20 protein-coding genes and 2 tRNA genes are annotated in these 20,464 nt (G+C 71.6%); 18 read left to right on the plus strand and 4 right to left on the minus strand.

Features of this window, described 5'->3' with window-relative positions; translation table 11 throughout:
* The first annotated feature begins 87 nt into the window (after nucleotides 1-87).
* The 5 genes from proB to ACZ56E_RS26005 all read left to right on the plus strand — a co-directional run bounded on the left by proB (nucleotide 88) and on the right by ACZ56E_RS26005 (nucleotide 5,093).
* Entirely contained in the window at nucleotides 88-1,194 is a 1,107-nt protein-coding gene (gene proB, locus ACZ56E_RS25985; RefSeq protein WP_468601101.1) for a glutamate 5-kinase, read from the plus strand.
* A 215-nt stretch (nucleotides 1,195-1,409) separates the two neighbouring features.
* On the plus strand, nucleotides 1,410-1,898 hold the full coding sequence (locus tag ACZ56E_RS25990; protein ID WP_471217719.1) for a hypothetical protein: 489 nt from the start codon (nucleotides 1,410-1,412) through the stop codon (nucleotides 1,896-1,898).
* Between the two features lie 85 nt (nucleotides 1,899-1,983).
* Nucleotides 1,984-3,276 carry a glutamate-5-semialdehyde dehydrogenase gene (locus tag ACZ56E_RS25995; protein ID WP_468601097.1) on the plus strand — a complete coding sequence of 431 codons (1,293 nt, stop codon included), beginning with the start codon at nucleotides 1,984-1,986 and terminating at the stop codon, nucleotides 3,274-3,276.
* A 50-nt stretch (nucleotides 3,277-3,326) separates the two neighbouring features.
* The gene (locus ACZ56E_RS26000; protein ID WP_471217722.1) at nucleotides 3,327-3,941 is read left to right on the plus strand and encodes an SCO2584 family spore wall biosynthesis protein; all 615 of its coding nucleotides are present in this window, start codon (nucleotides 3,327-3,329) and stop codon (nucleotides 3,939-3,941) included.
* Nucleotides 3,942-4,007: 66 nt separating this feature from the next.
* Entirely contained in the window at nucleotides 4,008-5,093 is a 1,086-nt protein-coding gene (locus ACZ56E_RS26005; protein WP_471217724.1) for an SCO2583 family membrane protein, read from the plus strand.
* Between the two features lie 28 nt (nucleotides 5,094-5,121).
* Here ACZ56E_RS26005 and ACZ56E_RS26010 read toward each other — a convergent pair whose 3' ends face one another.
* A complete protein-coding gene (locus ACZ56E_RS26010; protein WP_471217726.1) occupies nucleotides 5,122-6,228 on the minus strand; it encodes a M48 family metallopeptidase in 1,107 nt (368 codons plus the stop codon).
* A 99-nt stretch (nucleotides 6,229-6,327) separates the two neighbouring features.
* Here ACZ56E_RS26010 and ACZ56E_RS26015 point away from each other — a divergent pair, with 99 nt between their 5' ends.
* From ACZ56E_RS26015 to ACZ56E_RS26055, 9 genes are all read left to right on the plus strand, one after another.
* The gene (locus ACZ56E_RS26015; RefSeq protein WP_471217800.1) at nucleotides 6,328-6,621 is read left to right on the plus strand and encodes a hypothetical protein; all 294 of its coding nucleotides are present in this window, start codon (nucleotides 6,328-6,330) and stop codon (nucleotides 6,619-6,621) included.
* An 86-nt stretch (nucleotides 6,622-6,707) separates the two neighbouring features.
* Complete coding sequence (locus ACZ56E_RS26020) at nucleotides 6,708-6,872, plus strand: hypothetical protein (RefSeq protein ID WP_362995757.1); 165 nt, start codon at nucleotides 6,708-6,710, stop codon at nucleotides 6,870-6,872.
* A 44-nt stretch (nucleotides 6,873-6,916) separates the two neighbouring features.
* Nucleotides 6,917-7,543 carry a nicotinate-nucleotide adenylyltransferase gene (gene nadD / locus ACZ56E_RS26025; RefSeq protein WP_356262450.1) on the plus strand — a complete coding sequence of 209 codons (627 nt, stop codon included), beginning with the start codon at nucleotides 6,917-6,919 and terminating at the stop codon, nucleotides 7,541-7,543.
* Between the two features lie 16 nt (nucleotides 7,544-7,559).
* A complete protein-coding gene (locus ACZ56E_RS26030) occupies nucleotides 7,560-9,215 on the plus strand; it encodes an LCP family protein (protein WP_471217729.1) in 1,656 nt (551 codons plus the stop codon).
* A 99-nt stretch (nucleotides 9,216-9,314) separates the two neighbouring features.
* The gene (gene rsfS, locus ACZ56E_RS26035) at nucleotides 9,315-9,758 is read left to right on the plus strand and encodes a ribosome silencing factor (protein ID WP_398297710.1); all 444 of its coding nucleotides are present in this window, start codon (nucleotides 9,315-9,317) and stop codon (nucleotides 9,756-9,758) included.
* Nucleotides 9,755-10,396, plus strand: a complete 642-nt coding sequence (locus ACZ56E_RS26040; RefSeq protein ID WP_468601087.1) for a histidine phosphatase family protein — start codon at nucleotides 9,755-9,757, stop codon at nucleotides 10,394-10,396. The genes rsfS and ACZ56E_RS26040 overlap by 4 nt, the downstream gene beginning before the upstream one ends.
* 72 nt (nucleotides 10,397-10,468) lie before the next feature.
* Nucleotides 10,469-10,541: transfer RNA gene (locus ACZ56E_RS26045), tRNA-Ala, on the plus strand.
* Between the two features lie 168 nt (nucleotides 10,542-10,709).
* Nucleotides 10,710-10,892, plus strand: coding sequence for a hypothetical protein (locus ACZ56E_RS26050; RefSeq protein ID WP_362995749.1), 183 nt, complete (start codon nucleotides 10,710-10,712; stop codon nucleotides 10,890-10,892).
* A 3-nt stretch (nucleotides 10,893-10,895) separates the two neighbouring features.
* Nucleotides 10,896-11,129: a hypothetical protein gene (locus ACZ56E_RS26055; protein WP_306334254.1), complete on the plus strand. Its 234-nt coding sequence runs from the start codon at nucleotides 10,896-10,898 to the stop codon at nucleotides 11,127-11,129.
* On the opposite strand, the gene ACZ56E_RS26060 is transcribed toward ACZ56E_RS26055, so the two are convergent.
* Nucleotides 11,098-12,369 (minus strand): glycosyltransferase 87 family protein, encoded by a 1,272-nt coding sequence (locus tag ACZ56E_RS26060; RefSeq protein WP_471217732.1) that lies wholly within the window; start codon nucleotides 12,367-12,369, stop codon nucleotides 11,098-11,100. The genes ACZ56E_RS26055 and ACZ56E_RS26060 overlap by 32 nt on opposite strands.
* Nucleotides 12,370-12,490: 121 nt before the next feature.
* On the opposite strand from ACZ56E_RS26060, the gene ACZ56E_RS26065 reads away from it, so the two are divergent.
* A tRNA-Ala gene (locus ACZ56E_RS26065) sits at nucleotides 12,491-12,563 on the plus strand.
* A gap of 82 nt (nucleotides 12,564-12,645) precedes the next feature.
* Here ACZ56E_RS26065 and ACZ56E_RS26070 read toward each other — a convergent pair.
* Together ACZ56E_RS26070 and ACZ56E_RS26075 are read right to left on the minus strand one after the other, a co-directional pair.
* Nucleotides 12,646-14,238 (minus strand): ferredoxin, encoded by a 1,593-nt coding sequence (locus ACZ56E_RS26070; protein ID WP_471217734.1) that lies wholly within the window; start codon nucleotides 14,236-14,238, stop codon nucleotides 12,646-12,648.
* The gene (locus tag ACZ56E_RS26075) at nucleotides 14,235-15,323 is read right to left on the minus strand and encodes a hypothetical protein (protein WP_471217736.1); all 1,089 of its coding nucleotides are present in this window, start codon (nucleotides 15,321-15,323) and stop codon (nucleotides 14,235-14,237) included. The genes ACZ56E_RS26070 and ACZ56E_RS26075 overlap by 4 nt, the downstream gene beginning before the upstream one ends.
* 406 nt (nucleotides 15,324-15,729) lie before the next feature.
* Here ACZ56E_RS26075 and leuS point away from each other — a divergent pair, with 406 nt between their 5' ends.
* The 3 genes from leuS to ACZ56E_RS26090 all read left to right on the plus strand — a co-directional run bounded on the left by leuS (nucleotide 15,730) and on the right by ACZ56E_RS26090 (nucleotide 20,453).
* Entirely contained in the window at nucleotides 15,730-18,630 is a 2,901-nt protein-coding gene (gene leuS / locus ACZ56E_RS26080; RefSeq protein WP_471217738.1) for a leucine--tRNA ligase, read from the plus strand.
* Between the two features lie 179 nt (nucleotides 18,631-18,809).
* Nucleotides 18,810-19,553 carry a hypothetical protein gene (locus ACZ56E_RS26085; protein WP_471217740.1) on the plus strand — a complete coding sequence of 248 codons (744 nt, stop codon included), beginning with the start codon at nucleotides 18,810-18,812 and terminating at the stop codon, nucleotides 19,551-19,553.
* Between the two features lie 54 nt (nucleotides 19,554-19,607).
* A complete protein-coding gene (locus tag ACZ56E_RS26090) occupies nucleotides 19,608-20,453 on the plus strand; it encodes a DegV family protein (RefSeq protein WP_471217742.1) in 846 nt (281 codons plus the stop codon).
* Nucleotides 20,454-20,464: the final 11 nt, after the last annotated feature.

Consider the following 20,464-nt stretch of genomic DNA (forward strand, 5'->3'; position numbering starts at 1 on the left):
CTCGAATACGCCTTCCCGCGCCACGTAGATTGCACATCCGGAGCATCGGATCACTTGGGGAACAGCGTGACAGCGGCAAGGCAGTCAGTGGCAGAGGCCCGGCGGGTCGTCGTCAAGGTCGGGTCGTCGTCCCTGACCACCGCGGCGGGAGGCCTGGACGCCGACCGTGTCGACGCACTCGTCGACGTACTGGCGAAGAGCAGGAGCGGCGGCGAGCGCGAGATCGTGCTCGTCTCGTCCGGTGCCATCGCCGCCGGCCTGGCCCCGCTGGGGCTCGTGCGGCGCCCCAAGGACCTCGCCCGCCAGCAGGCGGCGGCCAGCGTGGGCCAGGGCCTGCTCGTGGCCCGCTACACCGCCTCCTTCGCGCGCTACGGCGTACGCGTCGGACAGGTGCTCCTCACCTCCGACGACATGGCCCGCAGGGCCCACCACCGCAACGCGTCGCGCACCCTCGACCAGCTGCTCGCGATGGGCGCGCTGCCCGTCGTGAACGAGAACGACACCGTGGCGACCGACGAGATCCGCTTCGGCGACAACGACCGGCTCGCCGCCCTCGTCGCCCACCTCGTCCACGCCGACCTCCTCGTCCTCCTCTCCGACGTCGACGGGCTCTACGACGGAGATCCCGCCAAGCCCGGCAGCTCCCGCCTCGACGAGGTCAGGGGCCCCGCCGACATGGCGCACGTCGAGATCGGCAGCGCGGGCAAGGCGGGCGTCGGCACCGGTGGCATGGTCACCAAGGTCGAGGCGGCGCGGATCGCCGCGGCCGCCGGCATCCCCGTCGTCCTGACCTCCGCGAGCCAGGCGGGCGACGCCCTCGCGGGCCGCGCCACCGGCACGTACTTCCACCGCACGGGACGCCGCTCCGCCGACCGCCTCCTGTGGCTGCAGCACGCCTCCGAGCCGCGGGGCGCCCTCACCCTCGACGAGGGCGCGGTGCACGCGGTCGTCGAGGGCCGCAAGTCGCTGCTGCCGGCCGGGATCGCCGCCGTCGAGGGCGACTTCACCGCGGGCGACCCGGTCGAGCTGCGGGACGCCGCGGGCCGGCCCGTGGCGCGCGGTCTGGTGAACTTCGACGCCAAGGAGATCCCGATGCTCATCGGGCGCTCCACCCGCGATCTGGCCCGCGAACTCGGACCTGCGTACGAGCGGGAGGTCGTGCACCGGGACGACCTCGTCCTGCTGCACGGATAGCCTCCGGAAAGCCCCAGGTCGCGTCGGACCGTCCGTCCCACCCGCCTCACACGCCCCGGCTGAAAACCATCGCGGACGGCCCGCGCCGTCCGGTCCGCGGAAGGTGAAACTCCCCAAAACCGCCCCGCGGGACTGCTTGGCCTGCTCAACTTTGTTGAAGACAGTTCTGCACGACCGTTGCGTATCAGCACCACCATTGCGTAAAGGAGGCCGTCGTGAGACGAGTACGCCCAGGGGCGGCGTCCCGCGGCTCGGCTGAGCGGACGCTGACGAGCGTCGCCGCGGGAACGGCGTACGAGAGCGACCCGCCCGGCGGGCGGGAGAGCGACGCGGGCGAGAGCCAGGAGGGCGAGAGCACGGCGGCGCCCCGGCTGTGGCACGTCACGCTGAGCGTCTCGGGCGCCGAAGCCCCGCTCGACGAGCTCAGGCGAGGACTCGAACAGCTCGCCCACGACCACCCCTTTCTCCTCACCAGCAGGTACGCGCCGGACCACGCCGAGATCCGCTACTGGGAAGAGGCCCGCGATCTGCACGACGCGGCCGCGGTCGCGCTGCGCCTGTGGGGCGAGCACCGGCAGAGTGCCCAGCTGCCGCCGTGGGAGATCGTGGGGCTCGAAGTGATCGGCCGCGACACATATCACCAACGCATCGCAGAGGGTTACGGTCCGTTACCGGCCGCCCCCGTCGGCGTGCACCCCTTTTGAGCCGTCGTCCCACGGGGGCACCGCGCCGGTCTCGGGGACTGGAACACCGGGTGGACGCCCCGCGCGCGGGGATTACCCTGCGGGCATGACGTCGCTCTCTCCCGTCTCGCCCTACGACAACCTCTCGCCGGTCGCCCAGACCGCCTACCGCGCCCGCGGCGCAGCCGCCACGCTCGCCCCGCTGCCGCGCTCCGCCAAGGACGACGCGCTGCTCGCGATCGCCGACGCCCTCGAAGTGCGGACCGCCGAGATCGTCGAGGCCAACGGCAAGGACACCGAGCGCGCCCGCGAGGCCGGGACCAGCGAGTCCATCGTCGACCGCCTCACCCTCACCCCGGAGCGGGTCCGCGCCATCGCCGCCGACGTGCGCGACGTGGCCGCCCTGCCCGACCCGGTCGGCGAGGTCGTCCGCGGCTCGACGCTCCCCAACGGCATCGACCTGCGCCAGGTCCGCGTGCCCCTCGGCGTCGTCGGGATCATCTACGAAGCCCGCCCGAACGTCACCGTGGACGCGGCCGCCCTCTGCCTGAAGTCCGGCAACGCCGTCCTGCTGCGCGGCTCGTCGTCGGCGTACGCCTCGAACACCGCCCTCGTCCGCGTCCTGCGCGACGCGGTGCACGGCGCGGGACTGCCCGCCGACGCCGTCCAGCTCGTCCCGGGCGAGAACCGCGACTCGGTGCGCGAGCTGATGCGCGCCCGCGGCCTCGTCGACGTCCTCATCCCGCGCGGCGGCGCCTCCCTGATCAAGACGGTCGTCGAGGAGTCCACCGTCCCCGTCATCGAGACGGGCACCGGCAACTGCCACGTCTACGTGGACGCCGCGGCCGACATCGACATGGCCGTCGACATCCTGATCAACTCCAAGGCCCAGCGCCCCAGCGTCTGCAACGCCGCCGAGACGCTGCTCGTGCACCGCGACATCGCCGACGCGTTCCTGCCGCGCGCCCTGGACGCCCTCGCGGAGGCCGGGGTCACCGTGCACGCCGACGAGCGCGTCCTCACGTACGGGGACGCATCCAAGGCCACCGTCGTGCCCGCGACCACCGAGGACTGGGAGACCGAGTACCTCTCGTACGACATCGCGGCCGCCGTCGTCGACACCCTGGAGCAGGCCGTCGAGCACATCCGGCTGTGGACCTCCGGGCACACCGAGGCCATCGTCACCACCTCGCAGCAGGCCGCGCGCCGCTTCACCCAGCTCGTGGACTCCACGACGGTCGCCGTCAACGCCTCGACGCGCTTCACCGACGGCGGGCAGTTCGGCTTCGGCGCCGAGATCGGCATCTCCACGCAGAAGCTGCACGCGCGCGGCCCGATGGGACTGCCCGAGCTGACCTCCACCAAGTACATCGTGACGGGCGACGGCCACATCCGCTGAATTCCCTTTCCGGCTGCCCAAATCACCCCGTCCAGGGCTACGCTGGAGGGGTGCCGGAGGACGTGGGGGGCACGCCGTCGTTCCCTGACGGCTGGGAGCCCGACGACGACCGCGACCGCGGGGGTGCGGACGAAGAGTTCGCCTCCGTGGTCTTCGACGAGGACTTCGTGCGGGCCGCGGAGATTCACGAACCGACCGCGGTGGAGCGGCTGTTGGCCGCCGCCCAGGCGCGCGCCGAGGCATCCGAGGCCGAGGCCCGCCGGGCGCGCACCCGCGGCCGCGGCCCCGACGCGCCGGACGACGAGCTCCACGACGACGGCTTCGGCCCCGACGACGGCAGCGAGTTCGGCCGCGACGACGACCTCGACGACGCCTATGAACACCTCGCCCGCGGCGAGGGGTACGGCCGCCCGGGCCGCCACCCCGGCCAGATCCGCTGGCACCGCCCCATCGCCTGGATGCTCGCCCTCGTGATGGGCGTCGGTATGGTCGCCCTCGCCTTCACCGCCGTCTACCGCGGAGCGTCGTCGGGCCGCCAGGACCAGGTGCCCGCCCCCGCCTCGACCGAGGTCGGCCAGGGCGCCGCCAAGGAGACGCCGCCCAGCCCCTCCCTCTCCGCCGAGTTCGGCAGGTCGGCCGTCCCCGCCGAGCCGCGCACGCCATGAGGAGTTGACCGAACTTGACGTGTACCAGGGCGTTTACCGGGCGTCCCGGAGACCTACTCTGAAGGTATGGGCGGGCCAGGAGACCCACCCGCAGGGACGCCCGAGGGCGCTCCCGGCGGTGGCGAGGACGAGTACGGGTCGGTTGTCTTCGACGAATCGTTCGTGCGCGCTGCCCGCCTCCAGGAGTTCTCCGCACAGGAGCGCATGGGCGACCACACCCGCGCCGTGCGCCGCCGCCCCGGACTCCACCGGGGCCTCTCCCGCCAACTCGTGGTCCTCGCCGTGCTGATGGCCGTCGCCTTCGGCACGGCGATCTACATGGGCGTACGACAGCCCTACCAGTCCCCGGCGGCCAAGCGCCCCGAGCCACTGCGCATGACGGTGATACCGCTCGCCCCCGCGGGCCGCGTGCCCGGCTCGACCAGCCTCCCCGACCTCTACGCACGCAGCCCTGCCGCACAGCTCCGGGTGGGCGCCGCCGGGATCAACCTCCCCGGCGCGCGCCGCACTTCACACTTCTCGGACAGCCAGGTGATGGCCGCGCTGATCACCGCCAAGGACTATCTGGTCGCGTCCTCGCTCGCCCCGGACGTCCTCACCGGCGGCTCCGCGCGCTCCGTGCGGGTCCTGGTCGACCCGCGCCAACTGGCCCAGTTCGACCGGAGTTTCGCGCACCCGGCGGCCGACGGGCGGCACGCGGCCACCGGCTGGCTGGTGCGGTTCGACCCGGCGACGGCCGCGCTCGCCGACAAGCGGGTCAGGGTCGAGGGCACGATGCGGGTCGAGGAGGCCGGCAAGAACGCGCTGGAGGTCACCTCGGACCACACGTTCGTGTACGCGCTGCGGCCCGCGGGCAAGGCGGCCGACGGGGGCCGCGTCGAGGCGTCCCTGTTCACCGTCCGCCGCGAGCTGCGCTTCCGCTTCGACCGCGACGACCTGCGGATGCACCGGGCCGAGCTGGTCACCTCCGCCACCCAGGCGGGCCCCCTCGCCTGCGGGGGCGAGACGGCCAACCACCTGCGCCCGCTGCTCGCCGGGCAGAAGGCGAAGGCGGCGGGCCCGGCGGGCACCGATCCGTACGCCACGGGGGACGCGACGGCGCTGTGCGGATCGCTGGCGGCGTCGGCCCAGCCCTCGCTCGCTCCGTCGTGACCTGAGATCTCCGTCGTGCCCCGGGCCGTTACGGCTGCTTGTCGTCGGTCGGCGAGCCGGAACCGGAGCCTGTGCCGCCGCCCTGTCCGCCCTGGCCCGTGAACTTCCCGCGGAGCTTGCCGCCCAGGTCACCCGCGCCGCCCGCGATGTCGTTGACCAGCTTCATCAGCGGGTCCTTGCTGTTGCGCACGTCGTCCGCGTACGCGGAGGCCGACTGCCGGAAGGAGTCGGAGACCGAGGTGTCCCCGTCTTCCTCGCGGCTCGGGTAGTGGCCGTCCATGATCCGCTGGTAATCGCGGGACTCGGCCCACTTCTTCAGCTCGGCGGCGCGGACCGTGGCGAAGGGGTGGGTGCGGGGCAGGACGTTCAGGATCTTCAGGACGGAGTCGCGCAGGTCGCCCCCGGCCTCGTACTCCTCGGCCTGCTCCAGGAACGCGTCCACGTTCATCTCGTGGAGGTGGTTGCCGCCCGCCAGCTTCATCAGGCCGCGCATCGAGGCCCGCAGGTCCTGCCCGACCAGCAGCCCCGCGCGGTCCGCCGACAGCTCGGACTTGCGGAACCACTCGCGCAGCGCCGTCACGATCGCCATGATCGCGACATTGCCGAGCGGGATCCACGCGACCTTCAGGGCGAGGTTCGTGAGGAACAGCAGGATCGTGCGGTAGACGGAGTGCCCGGAGAGGGCGTGGCCCACCTCGTGGCCGACGACCGCCCGCATCTCCTCCTCGTCCAGCAGTTCGACGAGGCCCGTCGTCACGACGATGATCGGCTCGTCCAGGCCGATGCACATCGCGTTCGGATTCGGGTCCTGGTTCACGTACATCGGCGGGACCTTCTCCAGGTCCAGGATGTAACAGGCGTCCCGCAGCATGGTGTTGAGGTGCGCGAACTGCGCGTCGGACACGCGTACGGAGTCCGACAGGAACAGGAGCCTCAGGCTCCGCTCGGGCAGCAGACCGCTGAGCGCCTTGAAGACCGTGTCGAAGCCGGTCAGCTTGCGCAGGGCCACCAGGGCCGAGCGGTCCGCCGGGTGCTCGTAGGCCCGCGACGAGATGCCGGGGAAGCGCCTGCGCTGCCGGCTCGGCACGCGCTCGTACCCCTCGCCGCCCCCGCCGTGGTGGTTGTCGTCGGTCATGCCGCATCCCCCATGTCTCGTCCTCTCGTGCCCCCGAGGTGGGGCCCAGCGTAGGCGGAGATACCGTGACAGGGCAGCACACAGAAGGAGTCTTCCGTCATGGAGCACAGTCCTGGAGCCGTCTGGCTCACGGAGGCGGCCAAGGCCGCGGAGCAGCAGGGACCGGGCAATCTGCTGCGGATCGTGCTGATCGTCATGGTCGTCGGATGCGTACTGGTCGGCTGGTTCCTGTTGCGCGGCTACCGCCAGGGAGCCGACAGCGGGGCCCGTACGGACGGGAACAGCGTGGAACGCGCCCCTGGCGCGGAACGTACCCCTGAAGAGAGCAACGAGAGCGCCGAAGAGACCCCGGAAGGTACGCCCGGCAAGGGCGCCGACAACCGCAACGGCTGAGTCGGCGTAAGCCGGAGCGAGCCCCCCGCTTACGATGGGCCGGAAATCTTTATGTCCATCCCACCTCCGGATAGGTCCTGCCTGAGATGAGCCTCCACAGCAACGCCGCCCAGCTGGTCACTCTCGCCTCCGAGGGCGGCGAGCACGGCGGCAACCACGAAAGCCTCAGCCCTCTCCTCACCGGTGGCGGCGCCTTCGTCGTCCTCATGCTCCTCCTGTGGATCACCACCCTCTTCAACCGGGACCGCTAGGACCGGAGCAGGGCCCCTCGACCGGGCCGGTAGGGTCTGCACGCATGGGAGAGCAGGACATGCCTACCGGTCCGGTGAGCAACGGCAAGCGCCGCCTGGGCGTCATGGGCGGAACGTTTGATCCGATCCACCACGGACACCTCGTGGCGGCCAGTGAGGTCGCCGCGCAGTTCCACCTCGACGAGGTGGTGTTCGTGCCGACCGGACAGCCGTGGCAGAAGAGCGACAAGCAGGTGTCACCTGCCGAGGACCGTTATCTGATGACGGTCATCGCGACCGCCGAGAACCCGCAGTTCTCGGTCAGCCGCATCGACATCGACCGCGGCGGGGCCACCTACACCACGGACACGCTGCGCGATCTGCGTGCCCTCAACCCCGACACGGACCTCTTCTTCATCACGGGCGCCGACGCCCTCGGCCAGATCCTCACCTGGCGCGACACGGAAGAGCTGTTCTCCCTCGCGCACTTCATCGGGGTCACCCGGCCCGGCCACACGCTGGCCGACCCCGGGCTGCCCAAGGGCGGTGTCTCCCTGGTGGAGGTGCCGGCCCTGGCCATCTCGTCCACGGACTGCCGCGCGCGGGTCGCCAAGGGAGACCCGGTCTGGTATCTGGTGCCCGACGGTGTGGTGCGTTATATCGACAAGCGTGAGCTGTACCGCGGCGAATGAGCCGAGAGGGGCACCGGTGAACGACCGACAGTACGACCCTTATGCGGGCAGCGACCCGTATGCGGGCGAGTACGCGGGTGAGTACGCGGCCGACCAGTACCAGGTCGTCGGGTACGACGAGTACGGGCGGCCGGTGTACCAGCAGGTGCAGCAGCCGCAGGTGCAGCAGCAGCCGCAGGTGCAGCAGCAGCCGCAGGTGCCTCAGCAGTACCAGGGGTACGGGTATGGGTACGACCCGTACGCGGGCGGTCAGGGCGGTCAGCAGCAGGGGTACGACACCGCCTGGGTCCCTCAGCAGCAGCAATATCAGCCGCAATCGGCTCCCGTTCCGGCTCCGGCTCCTGCTCCGGAACCCGAACGTGCGCCCGAACCGGAACCGTCACCGTCCCCGTCACCGGCACCGTCGCCCGAGTACAAGACCGAGCAGTTCTCCTTCATCGAGGAGCCGGACGAGGACTCCGAAGACGTCATCGACTGGCTGAAGTTCACCGAGAGCCGCACCGAGCGGCGCGAGGAGGCCAAGCGGCGCGGGCGGTCCCGGGTCGTCGCCCTCGTCGTGGTCCTCGCCCTGGTGATCGCGGGCGGCGTCGGCTACCTGTGGTCCGCGGGCCTGCTGCCCGGCCAGTCGGACGGCGAGGACGGCGCGGCCGCGGCGACCGGACCGCAGAAGCGCGACGTGATCGTCCTGCATCTGCACAACACCAAGGGCAAGGGCACCTCCACCGCGCTCCTGGTGAACAACACCACCACCAAGCAGGGCGCCACCGTCCTGCTGCCCAACTCCCTCGCCGTGACGGACGACAACGGCACGGCGACCACGCTCGGCAAGTCCGTCGACGACGACGGCTCGACCGGCACCCGCGAGTCGATCGACACGGTGCTCGGCACCCAGGTCGAAGGCACCTGGCGCCTCGACACCCCGTACCTCAACAACCTCGTCGAACTCGTCGGCAACATCGACATCGACACGAACACCGACGTGCCCGACCCCAAGGCGAAGAAGGGCGAGGCGCCCCTCGTGAAGAAGGGCGAGCAGCAGACCCTGAGCGGGCCGATGGCCGTCGCGTACGCCACCTACCGCGCGCCCGGCGAGACGGAGACCGACCAGCTGAACCGCTTCGGAGAGGTCATGCAGGGCATCCTGCGCAAGCTCTCCTCGGACCCGCAGGCGGCCACGACCACCGTGCAGTCCCTCGCGCAGATCCTCGACCCCTCGCTGGCGGAGAAGGATCTCGGCGCCTTCCTCGCCAGGCTCGCCGACCGCGCCAAGGGCGGCGACTACAAGACGTCGCTGCTGCCGGTGCGGCAGGACGGCACGCTGACCGAGCAGGCCGGCGAAACCGTGGTCAAGGACGTACTCGGCGGGACGGTGAAGAGCCCGGAGAAGGGCGCGGCCCTGCGGGTCGGCGTGCAGAACGCCTCGGGGAAGAAGACCGCCGGCGAGGACGCCCGGGTCTCCCTGGTCAACGGCGGCTACACCTTCATCGACGGCGGCACGGGCGCAGCGGCCCGGCCCACCTCGCAGGTCACCTACGCCGACGCGGGCAAGAAGGCGCAGGCCACCGAGGTCGCCAAGACCCTCGGCCTGCCCGCGAGCGCGGTTCGCGAGGGGAAGACGGCGGCGAACGCGGACGTCTCCGTGGTCCTCGGCCAGGACTACCGGACCGGCTGACCGGGGAGCGCCCCGAGGCGGTGACGTAATCGTCTGGGGCGCTGTCGGCGGTCCGTGAGACCCTTGGGGTGTATCCACCAGCCGAAGGAAAGCTCTCTAGTGACCGCCACGGACCGCTCCATCGAGCTCATCAACGTCGCCGCCCAGGCGGCGGCCGACAAGCTCGCGCACGACATCATCGCGTACGACGTCAGCGACGTGCTGTCGATCACGGACGCGTTCCTGCTCGCCTCCGCTCCCAACGACCGCCAGGTCAAGTCGATCGTCGACGAGATCGAGGAGCAGCTGAACAAGCAGCTCGGCGCCAAGCCGGTCCGCCGCGAGGGGGACCGCGACGCCCGCTGGATCCTCCTCGACTACGTGGACATCGTGGTGCACGTCCAGCACAGCGAGGAGCGTGTCTTCTACGCCCTCGAGCGCCTGTGGAAGGACTGCCCCGAGATCGGCCTGCCCGAGGACGCCAAGGCCACCCGCGGCAAGGCCGCCGAGCACGCCGAGCAGCGGGCCGCGGAGGAGGCCGACCTGGACGGGGAGCTGCGGTGAGCAACCGCGGCTGCCGGATCATCCTGTGGCGGCACGGCCAGACGGCGTGGAACCTGGAGCGCCGCTTCCAGGGCTCCACGGACATCGAGCTGACCGAGACGGGCGTCGCCCAGGCCAAGCGCGCCGCCCGGCTGCTCGCCTCCCTGAAGCCGGACGCCATCGTCGCCTCCGACCTCAAGCGCGCGGCGGCCACCGCCGCCGAGCTCTCCGCGATCACCGGCCTCGCCGTCACGCACGAGGAGTCCCTCCGGGAGACGTACGCCGGTGACTGGCAGGGCCTGACGCACGACGAGATCATCGCCCGCTTCGGCGAGCAGTACGCCGCGTGGAAGCGCGGCGAGGCGGTGCGCAGGGGCGGGGGAGAGCTGGAGACCGAGGTGGCCGACCGGGCCGCCCCTGTCGTCCTGCGCCATGCCGAGAAGCTGCCCGAGGACGGCACGCTGGTGGTGGTCAGCCACGGCGGCACGATCCGCACCACGATCGGCCGTCTCCTCGGCCTCGAGCCCCACCACTGGGAGGGGCTCGGCGGTCTCACCAACTGCTGCTGGTCGGTCCTCGGCCGGGGCGCGCGAGGCTGGCGCCTCCTCGAGCACAACGCCGGCACGCTGCCGGAACCGGTGCTCGGCGACGACGACTGACCCGGATTTCACATTCCGGCTGGTCGCAGGCTAAAGTTCTTCTTGTTCGCCCGCCGAGCGGGAAGAACACAAGGGGCTATAGCTCAGTTGGTAGAGCGCCTGCATGGCATGCAGGAGGTCAGGAGTTCAATTCTCCTTAGCTCCACAGTCCCGGAAATCCCGTCCCCACCAGGGGGCGGGATTTTCCTTTTCCGCCGCCCGCCACCGGGTGCCGTGTCCGGACTGGTACGCATGCGTCGCTGACCGGGTCGCTCGTGCCGTGGCAGAATCGGACGGCCGGAAGGGGACGCAGCCCGACGGGAGGGAGAGCGCGATGCCTGCGAGCATCCTCGGAGAGGTCGACCGCCTCTCCGAAGCGGCGGACGTACGAGAACGGCCCGTGCCCCGCACGCTCCTCGACTGCCCTTCCTGCGGCTCGTCCCACGTCGCTCAAGTGCTCGGTGACAACGGCGGAATCTCGTACGTATGCACCGCCTGCGGCCACAGCTGGAGCTGATCGATGGGTGCACACAGGCGGAAATGCGACTGGTGCGGCAGTGGCACACCGATCGTCCGCGACATGGAACCGGTCAACCAGGAGTATCAGTACTGGTGCGAGGAGTGCGCACGGGCGCTGATCATAAAAGGCGACCCCATCGAGACGTACCGCGAGCTCGAAGGGGAGCCGATCTACGGTCGGCTGCTGGACGAACACTGCACGCTCAAACGGTTCTACTCGTTCGCGACCGCGTGACCCCCGCTGTCCCCACTGCCGTCACTGTCCTCACTGCCGCCACTGCCGTCACCAGAAGAAACGCCAAAGCGGTCACTACGTAGAGGGCGGACAGCGTCATCTGGCCATGGTTCTGGGCGAGTTCGAGCCGTCCTTCGCCGTGCGGCACCCACCACAGGGCGTACGAGCAGAAGACCAGAGACGCGGCCCCGACGGCCGCCCACCTCCGCCGCCCGCCCCGGCGCCTCGCCTCCGCGCCCAGGAGCAGCACCATCGGCACGCACCACACCCAGTGGTGCGACCACGACACGGGACTCACCAGGAGCGCGGTGGCCGCGCAGGCGAGGGCGGCCCGGGCGCGCTCCCCGCGCAGCGCGGCTGCCACCGCGACCGCGAGGCCCAGCGCGCCGACCGTGGCGGCGGCCAAGGCCCAGTGGGCGCCGGGCTCCCCGGTGTGCAGGAGACGGGCCAGGACGCCGCGCAGCGACTGGTTCGCGGTGTCCTCGGCGAACCCGACCCGGCCCGCCTCGAAGACCATGCGGGTCCAGAAGCGCCACGAGTCGTACGGCAGGACGGCGGCCGCGAGGACCGTCGCGCCGGCGAAGGAGCCGGCCGCCACGCACGCGTGCCGCACGGCCGCCCGCCACGGCCCGTGCCGCAGGGCCTCCACGGCCCCCGTGAGCAGCAGGAACACCGCGAAGAGCGCGGGCGTGAGCTTGACCGCCGCCGCCACCCCGATGCCCACGCCCGCCCAGCGGTGACCGGGGCGCCGGGTCAGGTCCCACAGGACGAGCACGGCCAGCAGCAGATTGATCTGCCCGTAGCGCAGCGTCGTCCACACCGGCTCGCACCAGACGGCGAGGGCGGACGCCCACAGGACGCTCTCCACGCGCGCGTGCCGCTCGCCGTGGACCAGTCGCAGGGAGAGGTGCACGAAGACGATCAGGAGCAGCAGGTTGCCCAGCGTCGCGAGCGTGCGCATGTCCGCAGGGTCCAGGAGCGTGAGCGGGGTGAAGAGCAGCGCGGCGAACGGCGGGTAGGTGGTGGGCAGCTGGGCGTCGGTGGCACGCAGCGCGTAGAGGTCGCCGCCCGCGCGCACCGTCTCGCCCTCGGCCCGGTAGACCATCAGGTCGATCATCGAGACGTCGGCGGCGCGCTGCGCGATCCAGAAGGCCGTGAGGGAGAGCAGACAGCCCCCGGCGGCCAGCGGCACACGGCGACGGGCGGTGGCGAGCGCGGTCGCGGTCACGGGCACGGTCACGAAGGCTGACAGTACCGGGCGTATCGACCGCTATCCGCCCAGACCGGAAACGATTTGGTGGAGCACGGGTATGACCGTGTAATGTTGGCGGAGCCGCCGGGGAAACCGGGCGGACAAGCAAGGGGCTATAGCTCAGTTGGTAGAGCGCCTGCATGGCATGCAGGAGGTCAGGAGTTCAATTCTCCTTAGCTCCACAGGATATGAGCGGGCCACCCGGATCGGGTGGCCCGCTCTTTCGTTGTCACGGCTTTCGTGGTCACACCCTTCTTGCCGTCGCTACTGTCTGCCGCTGCCGAGTGCGCGGCGGCCCCGGCCCGGCGGGAGCGCGGCCGGCAGCGTCCGGGGTGCGGGAAGGGCCGTCTTAGGGGCCTCCTCGATGCGCAGCGCGAGCGCGGGACAGCGGCGCACCGCGCGGGTGGCGCGCGCTTCGGAGTAGCGCGGTACGGATGCCTCCGCCACCGAGGGGAAGCCGTCCGGGCCCAGTTGGATGAGTTCGGGGACGATGTCCGCGCACAGCCCGTGGCCCTGGCAGAGCGTCCAGTCGACGGCGAGCGTGCGGCCGCTGGGAGCCTCCGCCCGGGGCGCGTCCGCCTGGAGGGGCAGGACTCCCTCGACGGGGCGACCGCAGCCGCCGCCCAGGACGTGCGCCGCCAGGTCGTCCGTGAACGCCGAGATCGACGACTCCAGGAAGGCCGCCGAGCCGTCCGGGTGCTTGCACGCGCCGCGCCGCTTCACGGCCCGGGTCACCTCGCGCAGCGCCTCGAGAGCGGTGGGCCCGCCGCCCTGGAGGACGTCGGCGAGGCCGCGGGCCGCCGCGGGGAGTCCGAGGTAGCAGGGGCCGCACTGGCCCGAGCTCTCTGCGGCCAGCCAGTGCGCGACCCGCAGCGACTCCCCGAGCGGGCAGGTGCCCGCGCCGATCGGCAGGATCGCGCCCGCGCCGAGCGCACCCCCGCAGGCGTCCAGGGCGGCGCGTGAGACGACCGCGTCGTGTGCCGTCATGCCGTCGAGCCATCTGCCGTGGTAGCCGCCCGTCAGCACGCCCTGCGGGAGCGCGGGGGCGCCGGCGAGTTCGAGGACGTACCGCAAGGGCACTCCGGTGGGGACCTCGACGACCATCGGCCGTGCGACCGCTCCGGAGAGGGTCAACAGGACCGTGCCCGGCTCGTCGCGCAGGCCGGTGCGGCAGTAGCGGTCGGCGCCGGCCCGGGCGGCGACGGCGAGCTGCGCGAAGGTCTCCGCGTTGGAGAGCAGGGTGGGGGCGCCGCCCACTCCGGAGTCGGCCGTCCGCACCTTGCGGCCCGGTGGCAGGGGAGGTCCGCCGTCCGCCGAGCGGACGAGCGCGGAGGACTCTCCGGTGACCATGCGTACGGGATTGCGCTGCACGCGCGCGCGGAGGGCGGGCCCGCGCCGGTTGCCGAGGCCGCGCTCGGCCAGCGCGGTGCGCATCGAGCTCTCGGTGGAGTCGCGGGTCACGCCGACGACCAGCGTGCGGGCTCCCAGGGCCTCGGCGGCGAGCAGGGCGCCGTCCAGGATGAGGTGCGGGGCGCGGTTGATCAGGACGGTGTCCTTGCGGCAGGCGGGCTCGTCCTCGCTGCCGTTGACGACGACCACGGGGCGTACACCCCGACGTATCGCCGCGTCCGCGACGGCCCGCAGCTTCTGGGCGAAGGGGAAGCCCGCGCCGCCCCGGCCGCGCAGCGCGATGTGCTCGGCGAGACGGGCGAGGGGTTCGCCCGCCATGGGTTCCAGAGGGCCGTGGACCTTCAGGTGCATGGCGAGATCGAGGCGTTCGACCAGGTCGAAGCCGGAGGTGAGCAGGGGCAGGCCGACGACGCGGACTTCCGGGACATCGGGCAGCGGGGCGTTCACGGGTGGCCTCCGGTGGCGGCGTTCCAGGGCTCGCCCGCGCCGGGGGCCTGGAAGGGCCGGGGCAGCGGTTGGGTGGCGGGGCCGCTGTCGTACGCGGGGTCGAGGGGCGCGTCGTACGAGGGGTCGTAGACGGGCTGGGGGGTGGTGTCGTACGTGGGCGGGGGCGCGATGTAGGGCGATTCGGCGGGTGGTGGCGGGGAGGGCGAGGGCCAGCGGCCGGTGGGGTCGGTGCGGGGTGGCGGGACGGTGGGGTGCGGGGGAACGGTCGGGGTCAGCGCGCGGTAGGCGGCCGAGATGCCGGCGACCGGGTCTGAGGAGGGAGTCGGGGAGGTCGTGCCGGGCAGCGGGGCGGAGGCGGTGTCCCGCGCGGGCGGCTCCGGCCGGAGGGGGGAGTCGCGTTCCGGACGCGGTGAGGCGTCGCGTTCCGGTTCGAGCAGGGCGAGGATCCGGGCGGCGACCTTCCGCTTGACCGGGCGTGGCGCCGCGCGCAGCGCGACGGCACCGGCGACACCGACCAGACACAGGGCGTACAGCGTGATCACCCATCCGGCGGGCGGGCGGCCCGCGTACAGGCCGTGGACCAGCCCGGCGCACCAGGCGGGATAGGCGAGCATGTGCAGCGCCCGCCAGCGCGAGGCGATCCGCGCGGGAGAGGCGAAGGCGCTGCGCAGGGCGCCGGTGACGGCCGTGGCGATCATGAGGATGCCGGCGAGCGAGCCGAGGCCGATGAGTCCGGCGCTGCCGGAGACACCGAGTCCGAACGGCATGAGGGCGCCGAACAGCGACACGTGGTCAAGTGCCACCTTGACGGTGCCGTGCAGCAGCAGGAAGCCGACGGAGGCGATCGCGGTGGTGCGGTGCACGGCCTGGGCGAGCAGGCGCTGGCGCGGATGCAGGAACAGGCGGTCCGTGGCGACCAGGCCCCAGACGACGGCGGCGGTCAGGCAGACCAGGGAGAGGACGCCGGTGGTGAAGTCGAGGGCGGCCCGCAGGCCGTCGCTGCCCGCGAGGACGAGCAGGGGTATCAGCAGCAGGGCTCCGGTACCGAGCAGAGCACTCTTGCGGTGGAGGTGCAGAGGGTTCATGGGGGCGGCTCCGAAATGGTTCGGTCCCGCCGCATGCTAAGTCGCTCCATACCGGTGGGTACGGGATTTGAGTTATTGCGTTGTTATCAAAGTGCGACACGATCTTGGTGTTGCCCCGATAGTGGGCGGTACGCGGAGTAACCCATGGCCAAAGGTTGGCGAGCGGGCGGTATCCGGGCGCCGGGCGGCGTGGGCGGAAGCTCGTCGCGGGCCGCGGGAGGGCTGCGGTACCCTGACGCCATGCGTGCCGTACGCCTTCTGCTTAGCGGGCCGCGCTGATCAGTCCCGACCGCCGGTGAATCGCGGTCGGAATCGGCGCGGCGTCCCCTCCTGTGCGAGGGGCTTTTTCATTTGGCCAGCACGGTCAATTCCGTAGGCAGAGACGATCGATGGAGCTTTGAGGATCATGAGCGAGACGAATTCTGCTGCCGCCTCCGAGGTGGCCGCGCCGCACCGCTATACGGCCGCTCTGGCCGCCGAGATCGAGGCACGCTGGCAGGACTTCTGGGACGCCGACGGCACCTACGAGGCGCCGAACCCGAGCGGCGACATGGCCCCGCGGGACGAGGCCGGGACCGCGCTGGTCGGCAAGCCCAAGAAGTTCATCATGGACATGTTCCCGTACCCCTCCGGAGCGGGCCTGCACGTCGGCCACCCGCTGGGCTACATCGCCACGGACGTCTTCGCGCGCTTCCAGCGCATGACTGGACACAACGTCCTGCACACCCTGGGCTTCGACGCCTTCGGCCTGCCCGCCGAGCAGTACGCCGTGCAGACGGGCACCCACCCGCGCGTCTCCACCGAGGCCAACATCGAGAACATGAAGGCCCAGCTGCGCGCACTGGGCCTGGGGCACGACAAGCGGCGCTCGTTTGCGACGATCGACCCCGAGTACTACAAGTGGACCCAGTGGATCTTCGTCCAGATCTTCAACTCCTGGTACGACGCCGACGCCGCGAAGGCCCGCCCGATCGCCGACCTGGTCGCGCAGTTCGAGAGCGGTGACCGTGCCGTACCGGGCGCCACGCGCGCGTGGAGCGAGCTGGACGCCGCCGAGCGCGCCGACGTGCTGAGCCAGTACCGCCTGGCCTACGCCTCCGACGCGCCCGTCAACTGGTGCCCCGGCCTGGGCACCGTCCTGGCCAACGAGGAAGTCACCGCCGACGGCCGCTCCGAGCGCGGCAACTTCCCCGTCTTCAAGGCCAAGCTGCGCCAGTGGAACATGCGCATCACCGCGTACGCCGACCGGCTGCTGGACGACCTGGACGCGCTGGACTGGCCCGACGCCATCAAGCTGCAGCAGCGCAACTGGATCGGCCGCTCCGAAGGCGCCCGCGTGAACTTCCCCGTGGGCACCGAAGGCGACGCGATCACCGTCTTCACCACCCGTCAGGACACCCTGTTCGGCGCGACCTACATGGTCCTGGCGCCCGAGCACGACCTGGTCGACAAGGTCGTCCCCGCGGCCTGGCCCGAGGGCACCCACGAGACGTGGACCGGCGGACACGCCACCCCGGCCGAGGCCGTCGCCAAGTACCGCGCCTTCGCCGCCTCGAAGTCCGACGTGGAGCGCCAGGCCGACGCCAAGGAGAAGACCGGCGTCTTCACCGGCGTCTACGCCACCAACCCGGTCAGCGGCGAGCAGGTCCCCGTCTTCATCGCCGACTACGTCCTGATGGGCTACGGCACCGGCGCGATCATGGCCGTCCCGGCGCACGACAGCCGCGACTTCGCCTTCGCGCGCGCCTTCAACCTGCCGATGCGCTGCGTGGTCGAGCCGTCCGACGACAGGGGCACCGACACCCGGACGTGGGACGACGCCTTCTCCTCGTACGAGGCGAAGCTGGTCAACTCCTCGAACCAGGAGATCTCCCTGGACGGCCTGGACGTGGCGAGCGCCAAGGCCCGCATCACCGGCTGGCTGGCCACCCGCGGCATCGGCGAGGGCACCGTCAACTTCCGCCTGCGCGACTGGCTGTTCAGCCGCCAGCGGTACTGGGGCGAGCCCTTCCCGATCGTCTACGACGAGGACGGCATCGCCCACTCGCTGCCCGAGTCGATGCTGCCCCTGGAGCTGCCGGAGGTCGACGACTACTCCCCGCGGACCTTCGACCCGGACGACGCGGACACCTCTCCGGAGACGCCGCTGTCCCGCAACGAGGACTGGGTCAACGTCACCCTGGACCTGGGCGACGGCCCCAAGCGGTACCGCCGCGAGACCAACACCATGCCCAACTGGGCCGGTTCGTGCTGGTACGAGCTGCGCTACCTGGACCCGCGCAACGACCAGCAGCTGGTCGACCCCGCCGTCGAGCAGTACTGGATGGGCCCGCGCGAGGGGCAGCCCACCGGTGGCGTCGACCTGTACGTGGGCGGCGCCGAGCACGCGGTGCTGCACCTGCTGTACGCGCGCTTCTGGTCGAAGGTCCTGTTCGACCTGGGCCACATCTCGTCGGCCGAGCCGTTCCACAAGCTGTACAACCAGGGCATGATCCAGGCGTACGTCTACCGGGACAGCCGCGGCTTCCCGGTGCCGGCCGCCGAGGTCGAGGAGCGCGACGGCAAGTTCTTCTTCGAGGGCGAGCCGGTCAAGCGCGAGCTGGGCAAGATGGGCAAGTCCCTGAAGAACGCGGTCACGCCGGACGAGATCTGCGACGAGTACGGCGCGGACACCCTGCGCCTGTACGAGATGGCGATGGGCCCCCTGGACGTGTCGCGTCCCTGGGACACGCGCGCGGTCGTCGGCCAGTACCGCCTGCTGCAGCGGCTGTGGCGCCTGATCGTCGACGAGTCGACCGGTGAGGTCACCGTCGCTGACGTCGCCGAGGCCGACATCGACGAGGCCACCCTGCGCGCCCTGCACAAGGCGATCGACGGCGTGCGCCAGGACCTGGACGGCATGCGGTTCAACACCGCCATCGCCAAGATCACCGAGCTGAACAACCACCTGACCAAGGTGGGCGGCACGGTGCCGAGGTCCGTCGCGGAGCGTCTGGTGCTGCTGATCGCGCCGCTGGCCCCGCACATCGCCGAGGAGCTGTGGCGCAAGCTGGGCCACACCGGGACGGTCGTCCACCAGGACTTCCCGGTCGCCGACCCGGCGTACGTCGTGGACGAGTCCGTGACCTGCGTCGTGCAGATCAAGGGCAAGGTCAAGGCGCGCCTGGAGGTCTCCCCGTCGATCTCCGACGCGGAGCTGGAGAAGGTCGCGCTGGCCGACGAGCGGGTCGTGGCCGCGCTGGACGGCGCGGGCATCCGCAAGGTGATCGTGCGGGCGCCGAAGCTGGTGAACATCGTTCCCGCGTAACGGCACGCGCCGGGCCGTGCGTAACGGCACGCGCCGAGCGGCATAGGGGTCTTCCCTTACGGGCAGGTTGGGGGTTCCGCTGGAACCTCCGACCTGCCTTCTCCGTTTACGGTGGAGGAGGCGCCGAGGCGGACATCGCCGGCGTGCGCTGGACTGGACCGGATGCGGAGAGGAGCGTCATGGAAGCCGTGGGCGCGATCGTGGCGCTGCTTTTCGTGCTGTTCTTGGTGCTGGGTGTCTTTCTGACGGTGAAGGCGGTCCGGGCGGCCAAGCGGGGCGTGGACCGCACCATCCAGGAGGCCCGCCGGACGGTGGAGGACACCACGCTGCGGGCGAAGAGCTTCGCGGTCGGCCCCGCCGCCGAAGTGGCCCAGCTGCGCCTCTCGTTGCGCACCTCGATGCGCGCCACGCAGGACGTCCTACAGGCGGGCGCCGCCGACGACGCGTCGCTGAAGGAGACCCTGCAGCTCTTCGACCGGCTCAGCGTCCACGGTCATGAGCTGGACGACGACCTCCGGCGCCTGGAGCGCGACCCGGACAAGGCCGCCCTGGCCGAGCGGCTCCCCGAGCTGCGGGAGCGCACGGAGCAGATCAAGAAGGCCGCCGACTCCCTGCGCTGGTCGGCGCGCGACCGGGCCCGCCGGTTCGCCGCCGACGACCTGGACTCGCTGAGCACGCAGATCGACATGGAGGCGGGCGCCCTGCGGCACTGGACGACGGAGCCGTCGTCCGCCGAGGTTCCCCCCGCCGCGTGGCCCGAGCCCGCGGCGGACACCGGCAAGGACGCCGAACAGGCCAGGTCCGAGCCGTCCGGGTCCACCCGGCGGACGGACCGGGAGCCGACGCGGCCCGCGATCACCCCGCCGACCGCCGGGCCGGCGTATCCGTGGGAGAAGAAGACCAAGCCGGAGAGCACGACCTGAGGAGCGCGGGGGCCGGGCTGCCACCCGGCGGCGCAGACAGGTAATCTCCAGCTCATGTCCCGCCATGTCGCGATCGTCACGGATTCAACGGCCTACCTGCCGCAGCCGACGATGGACCGGCACGGCATCACCGCGGTGCCCCTGACCGTGGTCCTCGGGGATGAAGCGCTGGAGGAGGGCACCGAGATCTCGGCCCGCTCGCTCGCGCTTGCGCTGCAGAAGCGGAAGTCGGTGACGACCTCCCGGCCCAGCCCCCAGCTCTTCGCCGAGACGTACCGGAAGGCGGCCGAGGCGGGCGCCACGGCCATCATCTCGCTGCACCTGTCCGCCGAGTTCTCCGGTACGTACGACGCCGCGGTCCTCGCCGCGAAGGAAGCGCCCGTGCCGGTGCGGGTGGTGGACACCGGCATGGTCGCGATGGCCCTCGGCTTCTGTGCCCTCTCGGCGGCGCAGGCCGTGGAGGCGGGCGACTCGGTGGAGGAGGCGGTGGCAGCCGCGGAGAAGCGGGCCGCCGGCACATCCGCGTACTTCTACGTGGACACCCTCGACTATCTGCGCAGAGGCGGCCGCATCGGCGCCGCACAGGCGCTGCTGGGCTCCGCGCTCGCCGTCAAGCCGCTGCTCAAGCTGGACGGCGGACGCATCGACATGCTGGAGAAGGTGCGGACGGCGTCGAAGGCGATCGCCCGCCTTGAGGAGATCGTGGTCGAGCGCGCGGGCAGCGGCCGGGTCGACATCGCGGTCCATCATCTGGCGGCGCAGGAGCGGGCGTCGGTGCTCGCCGAGCGGCTCAGGGAGCGGGTGCCGGGCCTTGCCGACCTGCACGTCAGCGAGGTCGGCGCGGTGATCGGGGCGCACACCGGGCCGGGGCTGCTGGGAGCTGTGGTCTCGCCTCGGTGAGGTCCCTCGTG

The organism is Streptomyces sp. NPDC039480, assembly GCF_055597165.1.

Excerpts from the sequence above, each read along its gene's own strand:
- ACZ56E_RS25995 (WP_468601097.1), top strand. The coding sequence starts at position 1,984 with ATGACGTCGCTCTCTCCCGTCTCGCCCTACGACAACCTCTCGCCGGTC.
- ACZ56E_RS26005 (WP_471217724.1), top strand. The coding sequence starts at position 4,008 with ATGGGCGGGCCAGGAGACCCACCCGCAGGGACGCCCGAGGGCGCTCCC.
- ACZ56E_RS26010 (WP_471217726.1), bottom strand. The coding sequence starts at position 6,228 with ATGACCGACGACAACCACCACGGCGGGGGCGGCGAGGGGTACGAGCGC.
- ACZ56E_RS26015 (WP_471217800.1), top strand. The coding sequence starts at position 6,328 with ATGGAGCACAGTCCTGGAGCCGTCTGGCTCACGGAGGCGGCCAAGGCC.
- ACZ56E_RS26020 (WP_362995757.1), top strand. The coding sequence starts at position 6,708 with ATGAGCCTCCACAGCAACGCCGCCCAGCTGGTCACTCTCGCCTCCGAG.
- nadD (WP_356262450.1), top strand. The coding sequence starts at position 6,917 with ATGGGAGAGCAGGACATGCCTACCGGTCCGGTGAGCAACGGCAAGCGC.
- ACZ56E_RS26050 (WP_362995749.1), top strand. The coding sequence starts at position 10,710 with ATGCCTGCGAGCATCCTCGGAGAGGTCGACCGCCTCTCCGAAGCGGCG.
- ACZ56E_RS26055 (WP_306334254.1), top strand. The coding sequence starts at position 10,896 with ATGGGTGCACACAGGCGGAAATGCGACTGGTGCGGCAGTGGCACACCG.
- ACZ56E_RS26075 (WP_471217736.1), bottom strand. The coding sequence starts at position 15,323 with ATGAACCCTCTGCACCTCCACCGCAAGAGTGCTCTGCTCGGTACCGGA.
- leuS (WP_471217738.1), top strand. The coding sequence starts at position 15,730 with ATGAGCGAGACGAATTCTGCTGCCGCCTCCGAGGTGGCCGCGCCGCAC.
- ACZ56E_RS26085 (WP_471217740.1), top strand. The coding sequence starts at position 18,810 with ATGGAAGCCGTGGGCGCGATCGTGGCGCTGCTTTTCGTGCTGTTCTTG.
- ACZ56E_RS26090 (WP_471217742.1), top strand. The coding sequence starts at position 19,608 with ATGTCCCGCCATGTCGCGATCGTCACGGATTCAACGGCCTACCTGCCG.